We start from the raw sequence: 8,358 nt of genomic DNA, 5'->3' as shown, positions 1-8,358 counted from the left end.
CTTCAACAGAATTTGTGAAATCCTCCCGGCTGACTCCGTAGATGCGAAACATGCCCTCATCCCATTCCAGGTACCCATCGGAAATTCTCAGGTCCCATATGCCCAGTTCAGCTGCTTCAGTTGCCAGGCGCAGCCTTTCTGTCAATTCCTGCGTGGCTTGCCTGGCTTCCTTTTCTACAGTGATATCCAGCCCGGTACCCCTGAATCCTTTCAGCTCACCTTCTGAATCCTTTACAGGCATCCCGCTCACCCGCTGCCAGACAATTCTGTCGTCCGGGCGTACTGATTGATGCTCCAGACCCTGCCAGGATTCGCCTTTTTCAGCCCATCCAGCCAGCATTTTTTCAACTCTTCGGGCCTCTTCAGGGGGCATGAAATCAAAAGGGGAGCGTCCAAGGATTTCATCCACCCTGCGTCCGAGCACATCTTCCACCCTGCGAGTCAAAAAGCTGTAAGTGCCCTTGGGGTCAATCTCCCAGATGTATTCTCCGGCGGCTTCGGCAACGTCTCGAAAACGCTGCTCGCTCTCTTCAAGGGCCTGCATTGCTGCCTTACGATCTGTAATATCGCGAAAGACACACAGGAAGTGTTTTTTATCCTCCTGTTCCAGCAGCATGACTGTAACATTGACATGAATAACGCTGCCGTCCTTGCACCTGTGCATGGTTTCAAAATCATCCCGGCCATGCTCAAGTATATGCTCAATGTGCCGGGCGGTTTCTTCAGGGGATTCTTTGGCCTCATAGTCGGGGATAGTCATCCCGGCGAATTCCCGGGCGGTGAAGCCCAGCTGTTCATGGGCCATCCTGTTGAACTGTACCGGCAGGGCTGTTTCCGGATTAATGAGCAGGGTTGCGTCGGGGTAAAGCTCAAACAGGTTTCTGAACCTGGATTCACTCTCGCTCAATCTTTGCTCTCTGACTAAAAGCTGTTCCCGAGTGCGCAGCAGGTCTCTGATCCAGATGTAAGAACCAGTCATCAGAACCGTGACGCCAAGCAGCAAGGCCACCTCTTTGTAGAGTTCCAGCAGTCCGTCCCCATGGTGTACAATCAGAAAGTTATCTGCAACGTCTGCTGCCGAGTAGACAAAAATCAAGCCGATACCCAGGGTCAACATGAGCCATATTCTGCCCTGTTCAGGCCTGGTCCATTTTCTTGCAAAGCAAATAACTGCCAGCAGGGCAATAGCAGTGAGCAGGGTTAAAAGTCCTTCCATAAACATGACCGCATGGACAGGGAACCCGGCTTTTATCTCTCCAAAATACAGGACAGAAACAATGGTAAGTATGCCTGCGGCGAGCAAAGCACCTGCCAGAGCCTGAATCTGATAATATCTGTTCCTGGTGTTTCCAGAAGTGTTCATTTGTCGGCCCTCTGGCTGATAATCAGCATCAAGAAATTACTTTGTTTTTCCAGCATTGTTTCCATGTCCCGCCCCCACTGCCCGGCAGCCCCATGTGTCAGGATAGATGTCGGGCATCTGTTGGCAGTTTTAAAAATTCTCTTTTCAGATCATGCACTATCACAAGAGCGTGAGGAACCCTGTGGAAAAGACAGATTTCAGCAATCCACCAAGGTTACCGCAAGGCCCCCTGTACCCATTTCCCTGTACGCACGGGGGAGAGCTCTGCCGGTTTCCAGCATGGCCGCGATTGTCCGGTCCAGCCCTCCCCACATCTGGGACAACATCTCGTTGGTGGCCAGCAGGTAGGCGTTGTACCCCTTGAGGGCGCCGAATGCATTTCTTTCGATGCAGGGAATCAGCACGAAACCGCCCACAGGATCGCAGGACATGCCCAGATGATGCATAAGAGCCCTGGAAGCTGCTGTCTCTGTAGCCTGCAGGGAAGCCCCTCCGGCATGGGTAATCATAGCCGCGGCCATGGCCGAAGCCACACCTATTTCACCCTGACAACCCACTTCAGCCCCGGCCACGCTGGCGTTATTTTTACATAAAAACCCAACCAGAGCAGCAGCCAGAAGCCCCCTGCGCATGGCATCCCGGGAGTAATTCAGCTTGTGCTGCATAAGGTGCAGAACAGCCGGAATGGTCCCTGCAGATCCCAGAGTAGGCGCAGTAACGGCCAGCCTTCCGGCTGCATTGCCTTCGGAAACAGCCAGGGCGTAACTGCTTACCAGCCCCATAAACCTGTCTCCTCCCTCCATTTTCAGGGCCTGCTGGTGGATATGCCTGGCTTTGCGGTAAAACTCAAATGGAGCGGGGAGCAGGCCTTCCTCCTCCAGGCCAAGCATTACACCTTCCTGCATGGTGTCCAGGACCAGATCCAGGTGGGCAACTATTTCTTGTTCAGACTTGCCGGTTATGGCTTTTTCATTGGCCATCATGATCTCATGCAGCTCTTTATTTTCATTTTCAGCCACTTTCTTGAAACCGGTCATGCTGCTGTACCTGTAAACGGGCTCGCCGCGCTCCTCTTCAGGCTGTCCTTTCCATTTGAAAAAACCACCACCGGTGGAATAGTACTGTCTGGAGAAAACTGCCTCCCCCTGCTCATCCAGCAATCTCATGACCAGGGTGTTCTCAAAGGGAAAATTGTGGTCCACCTTGGCCCAGACTATAGTCTCGGCCCCGATGACAAAATCCTGCCCCTGCACGCTGATGGTGTCTGTTCTTCCGGAGTGGCCAAGTTCCTGCATAAGGTCCGTATCACAGCTTTCCGGTTTTTCTCCCAGCAGCCCGGCCAGTATGGCCCTGTCGGTATGATGCCCCCTGCCTGTGCTGCTGAGGCTGCCGTAAAGCCTGGCCTCAATCTTCCTGGCCCGGCTCAGACGCTGCCTTGGCAGTTCCTCCATGGCTGCCCTGAAATTTGCCGCTATCCTCAAGGGAGCGACCGTATGCGAACTGGAAGGCCCGGGGCCAATTTTCAGTAGCTCGCTTATGGAGGTATCTATGGTATCCGTTGGCGGCCCTTGATAACACCTCACACCTTCTCGCCCATCAAAAACACTGGCATTGATTCCCTTGGCTGGGGAGAGATCATGTTTAAAAACTAAACTCATGCCTGCTGAAGAAATAATAGCCGCCTTGAAAAAATCACGTCGCTTCATAAATCCTCCATAAAACAGAAAAAAACATTTTATCCTGGAGCGTTGCCGGGCTTTACAGGCAGCATAACTTCTTGCCTTGCCCCCAAGCCCATCCACTTTTAGAACCTACTTCAACTCATAGTCCAAGGCATTCCTCTCCACCCCCACCTGTATATCCGGTTCCGGAGTCCCGCACAAAAACAAGGGGCAGTCTACACTTTTTCGTAGGGTGAACTACTATCGAGGCATAGCCGTTATGTTGCTCAGTTGTTCCTTGGCCTGGATCAAATCCTGTCGTGCCTTTACCAGTTCCGTGACATCCCGGGTTACTCCGTCCACCCTTACTGGCTGCTGATTGTCATCATAAATCATTTTTGACGTATCGTTGATCCAAACAATGCTGCCATCTGGTCTTACTATGCGACACTCCCGCACAGCCTCGCCTTCTTCTAATAATTGTTCAACAGCTTTTTTTGTAAGGTGTCGATCTTCTGGATGGGTTACATCTTTGAATAACGTTGGATTGTCATAAAACTCATGTGCAGATATCCCATATAACTTTTCCGAAGAGGGGCTGAGATAGAGGTGCCTTAAGTCAGGCCAGGAAATGGACCAGACTACATCATTCATATTGTTTAAAATACTGCTTAATTTTTCTTCACTTACTTTTAACTTCTCCGTCGCTTTCCATTGTGCGGTCATGTCTACGGCAGAGCAGACTACGTACTCAACATTGCCTTGTTCATCAATCTTGGGTGTTTTGGTAATAGATAACAGTCTATGTTCGCCAGATGCATTGGAAACCCATTCTTCTATGTGAATCTGCTCTTTTCTGGAAAAGACTTCCCGATTGCCTTTGCGACTGGCAACAACCAGTCCTTCCGACAGGAACTGGTCAATGTCTTTATTGGCGATCTCACTTGGGGAGAGTCCAAAAAACTCCGCGTGCGCCTTGTTAACCGCCCCGTAAGTATGTTCGTCGGCTAGATGCCAGACCTGGGTTTCAATACTGTCCAGGAGCATGCGATGGCTCTCCCTGCTTGTGCGCAACTGTTCCTCTGCCTGCAGCCTGCGCAGTATCTGCCCCACCCGCGCCAGAAGGACTCCCTCGTGGAAGGGTTTGTGGACAAAGTCCTCGGCGCCCAGGTCCAAACCTTTTACCTCGTGTTCTTTATTGCCCGAGGCAGTGATGAAGACCACCGGTATATCTCTGGTGCAGATATCGGCCTTGAGCCTGGAGCAGACCTCGAATCCGTCCATGTCAGGCATCATCACGTCCAGCAGAATCAGATCAGGAATTTTGTCTGCTGCGATTGACAGAGCCTCAGGGCCGTTCGACGCATCAAGGACAACGTAGTTGTCCGCTTCCAGAGTTTTCTTGGTAATGTGCCGAATGGTCTTTGTATCGTCAACTACCAGGATTGTGTTCAGTGTTTTTTCAGACATCATTTGATCCTTTAAACAGTCAAAAGTTCTCGTACAGCACACTGGCTTTATAGCATTTTTTGAAACTTAAAACGCTCAGATATGCTTAAGATGTAACTTCCTGCATCAATAAGTCTAAAACTGTTTGCTGATTTTCGTTTGAAAGAATGTTTATGATTGACATGGTAAGAAATAATTCTTACTTTTACAAGAAACAGGAGCAACGAGCATGACGACAATTAGAGAAATGGCCACCATGTCTTCCAAGGGCCAGGTGACCCTGCCCAAAGCCATCCGTAAGGCTCTGAATATTGATGCAGGGTCCAGATTGGCCTTCACCCTCCGCGGCAATGAAATCGTGATTAGCGCCGAAGATGAGCACAATGACCCGGCTGTAGCCTCTTTTTTGAATCTGCTGGAACAGGACATCGCGCACGGCCGCCATGTTTCAGTTCTCCCGGACGATCTTGTCAAAAGCTTGGTCACGGCCCTTGAATACGATCAAGACCATGATCAAGAAATCTCTGGAGATGTGGACCTGTAATGCAGAGCCATGGCTGGACTCTGCTCTTTCATGACTCCCTGATCCAACAGCTGAAACGCCTTTCTGCAGCTTGCCAACGCGCCAGGTCTTCCGACCCTGAAGGCTGGCAGGCCAATGCAAATGTCAAGCTGTTTCATGCGCTATCAAGGCTGATGTTAAGGACCATACCTGCCGATCCTGGTCATCCCGTGTACCGCCAGGGCAACACTTTGGGAGAGGATCACAGGCACTGGTGCAGGGCCAGGATAGGCAGGCGCTTTCGCCTCTTTTTTCGCTACGACTCTGCTTCAAAGATCATTATCTATGCCTGGGTCAATGACCAGCAAACCCTGCGCCAGGCAAAAGGAAAAAAAGATCCATACACTGTTTTCAAGAAAATGCTGCACCAGGGTAATCCGCCGGATGATTGGGATCAACTTCTGAATGAAGCCAGCTCCGAGTACAAGATAGAAAGGTTATGACTGCTGGCAGGGACTCTTTCAATAGCGAGGAAAAAATTGCGGTAGATGCAAGACTAGTGCAAGCTCCGCAGGTGGTCCCACCCTCCTAGCAAATGATCCTTTCGAATGGTATTCCTTTCAAACTCACTTTCTGACTACTGTTAAGGCATAGCCGTTATATACAGTTCAAAGGGCATTCATGAAGGCTTTAAGGGATTAGTAATTATTCATCATAACAGGCAGCCTGCCTGTGGCTAAGGTTTATAGAATTTATCAGCCACCCGCTGCGCTCGACGTAAAGGCAGACTGTAAGACAGACTGAATATTTTCCTCGTGGCGACTTGCCAGATGGAAAGGATGCCATCGCCTTGCGGCGAGGCAGAGTGTTGCTCCGCAGGTGCTGACAGCTTTTCGGCGGACAGGTCGTCCGCAGAAAGATATCCTGTGTCTGTCTTTTCAGTCTGGCTTATTGTCTGTGGCTAATAATTCTTGACCAGGTAAGGCTGATGTTAACCAAAAACTATTGTGATAAGTTACCAAATTTATTGACTTTATTTCATAAAACCAGAAACGAAGAACCAGGAATTTTGAACTCTCAAGTTAATAACTTGTTTAGGTCCGACCCCATAAGCTAAGGATCACCGGCGGCGGCAAGGCGTTCCCATTGGTTGACCAGGTAAAACGGAATGCTAAGCAGTGTGAAGGGGTGCTCGGCCTTGTTCATCCTGGCGGTGAGCTTTTGCATCCCGGGCCTGGCCGAGCTGACGCGGAAGGCCAGGTCAGCCTTTTTCTTGATCACGAACGAGTGCAGGGACTTGATCGTGCCAGTGGCCCCGGACTTGACTTCCACCGGACAGATGCGGCTGCCGAAGGCGACCAGGAAATCCACCTCCGCCTGTCCCTGAGATCTGGGGGGCTGCCAGTAGTAGAGTTCCGGCTGAGCAAAGGATTTCTGGGCATTGAGCAGTTGCTGGCCGACAAACTGTTCTGCGATCACTCCCTGGTGGACCAGTTCTATGGGGGCGCTCATGACCGCCTGGGCCGGAATGCCCTGGGCGGCCAAAAGCAGGCCGATGTCCAGGAAAAGAAATTTGCTGATCCGGATTCTGGTCTCCGCGCCCAGGGGGATTCCGTCGGCGTTGGAGTGCAGAACGCGGTAGAAAAGCCTGGCCTGCTGGAAACGCTCAATGGCCGCGTTCAGTTGCCGGCTGTCGCCGCTGCTGGCCATGGCCATCTCGTTGGCCAGCTTGTGGGAGAACTGGCTCCCGATCTGCCTAAGGATTCCGTTAAAAAAGGCGTTCAAACGCAGAGCATCCAGCGTTCCGGCGTATTTCGCGAAGTCATCCTTGATGGTCTGGATCAGGGAGGCCTGGTACTTGACCACGTCCGCATGGTTGAACCCGCTGTCCAGGGCGAGCTGCACGGAGCCTGGCATGCCCCCGATCAGCGTGTACCGCCGGACCTGCTGCATCAGGTTTTCGTGAACGGAATCAGGAATTGCGGCCATGTTGTCCGCGCGGAGCATCTGCAGGGCGTGCATCGCCTTTGCCTCCCCCGCGGCCGCAAGATACTCCTCAAAGGTCAATGGCCCCATGAAGCAGGTTTCAACCCGGCCCACAGGCGCAGACAGCTTTTGATCCTGCAGCACCTGATCCAGCAAAGAGCCAGTGAGGATCACCGGCAGTTCCGGCGCCTCCTCGGCCAGGTAGCGCAGGCACGGATACGCCGAAGGCGTGGTCTGGGCCTCGTCAAGGAGCAGAATCTGCCGCGCGTCCGCAAAGACCTGTTGGCCGCTGATCAGGGAGATATTGAAGAGCAGATCGTTGAGGCTGAATTTCTGAAACAGGGACTCCAGGTCCAGATGCCGCTCCAGGTTGATCTCGATAAGACCTAGGCCCAGTTGCTGCGCTGCCAGGCGCACGGCCGTGGTCTTGCCGACCTGCCTCGCGCCCCGGATCACCAGGGGTCTGCGCTGTTTCTGACGGAACCATCCCGCAATGTCGTCTATTATCCGGCGATGAAACATGGTCTCCCTTTATTGCCGGCATTCACGGCCTTTTGTGAACAAAAATGTATGATTTCGTACCGCGTATTGAATTAAAGTTGCAGATTTTTTAATACATAAGGCGAACATGAATGTCAATGCCCGGCAGGAAAAAATTACGAGATGCCTGGTTGATTGGGCAGGTCGAATTTGGTCTCTTCTATCCACCAGGTTGCACTCCCTTTCGAGTAGCCTGCCCGGCACATATCTCAGGGAAGGTGTATGCTCATAGCACGAAGCTGCTCTAATTTGATAACCCGGGAATAATCAAGGCATTTATAAAAGATAGGTGCCGGGGGCGAGAGACAAAATATCTTACGCTTTGGCTCAAACGGGCGTTTTGTATATTTTTGGCCCCAAAAAAGGCATCCTAAGACAATTTTAAGGCCCTGTAGAGGTCCTTTACTCAATTAGTTCAATGTCTTAGTTAGGTCCGACCCCGAAAGCCGAAAGCACCCGGCAAGGTAAAAAACACCTTTGTCCCTTTGCCCGGGTCACTTTCCAGCCATATTCTGCCGCCATGCTGTTCAACAAACTCCTTGCACAGGACAAGCCCAAGGCCGGTTCCTTTTTCTCCGTCTGTGCCCAGCTGTCTCTTGCTTTTATCAACAGAAAAGGCCGTAGAAAGAATAGATTCACTCATGCCAATGCCGTTATCACTGATGCAGACTTGAACGTCAGGGCCTGTCTGGCTGGCGGTAATGGAGATATTGCCGCCACGATTTGTAAACTTGACTGCATTGAAGATCACATTGCGGATCACAGTATTGATCATGAGCTGGTCAACCAGAACTACAAGGTCATAGGGGATGTCGCTCTTTAGGGTGATGTCCTTTTTATCGGCCACATTCTGCGCT

Annotated in this window: 7 protein-coding genes; 2 read left to right on the top strand and 5 right to left on the bottom strand. The window is 51.5% G+C overall.

Going from position 1 to position 8,358, the window contains the following annotated elements; translation table 11 throughout:
- The 3 genes from QZP87_RS14840 to QZP87_RS14830 form a co-directional block, all read right to left on the bottom strand.
- The coding region (locus QZP87_RS14840; protein ID WP_291323704.1) for a PAS domain S-box protein at window positions 1–1,363 on the bottom strand (1,363 nt) is incomplete at its 3' end.
- 197 nt (window positions 1,364–1,560) lie between these two features.
- Window positions 1,561–3,069 carry an L-serine ammonia-lyase gene (locus tag QZP87_RS14835; RefSeq protein WP_291323703.1) on the bottom strand — a complete coding sequence of 503 codons (1,509 nt, stop codon included), beginning with the start codon at window positions 3,067–3,069 and terminating at the stop codon, window positions 1,561–1,563.
- Between the two features lie 216 nt (window positions 3,070–3,285).
- A complete protein-coding gene (locus QZP87_RS14830; RefSeq protein ID WP_291323702.1) occupies window positions 3,286–4,494 on the bottom strand; it encodes a response regulator in 1,209 nt (402 codons plus the stop codon).
- Window positions 4,495–4,702: 208 nt separating this feature from the next.
- On the opposite strand from QZP87_RS14830, the gene QZP87_RS14825 reads away from it, so the two are divergent.
- Both QZP87_RS14825 and QZP87_RS14820 read left to right on the top strand, forming a co-directional pair.
- The gene (locus QZP87_RS14825) at window positions 4,703–5,017 is read left to right on the top strand and encodes a type II toxin-antitoxin system PrlF family antitoxin (protein ID WP_291323701.1); all 315 of its coding nucleotides are present in this window, start codon (window positions 4,703–4,705) and stop codon (window positions 5,015–5,017) included.
- Window positions 5,017–5,478, top strand: a complete 462-nt coding sequence (locus tag QZP87_RS14820; RefSeq protein WP_291323700.1) for a type II toxin-antitoxin system YhaV family toxin — start codon at window positions 5,017–5,019, stop codon at window positions 5,476–5,478. Before QZP87_RS14825 ends, QZP87_RS14820 begins: the two co-directional genes overlap by 1 nt.
- 610 nt (window positions 5,479–6,088) lie before the next feature.
- Here QZP87_RS14820 and QZP87_RS14815 read toward each other — a convergent pair.
- On the bottom strand, window positions 6,089–7,483 hold the full coding sequence (locus QZP87_RS14815) for an AAA family ATPase (RefSeq protein WP_291323699.1): 1,395 nt from the start codon (window positions 7,481–7,483) through the stop codon (window positions 6,089–6,091).
- 445 nt (window positions 7,484–7,928) lie between these two features.
- On the bottom strand, window positions 7,929–8,358 hold a 430-nt coding region (locus QZP87_RS14810), incomplete at its 5' end, for a HAMP domain-containing sensor histidine kinase (protein ID WP_291323698.1).

The sequence above is a fragment of the Desulfonatronospira sp. genome (genome assembly GCA_003563255.1).
Taxonomy (GTDB): Bacteria; Desulfobacterota; Desulfovibrionia; order Desulfovibrionales; family Desulfonatronovibrionaceae; genus Desulfonatronospira.
The sequence above is the reverse complement of the archived record's forward strand: the minus strand, read 5'-3'. Positions and strand labels throughout refer to the sequence as shown.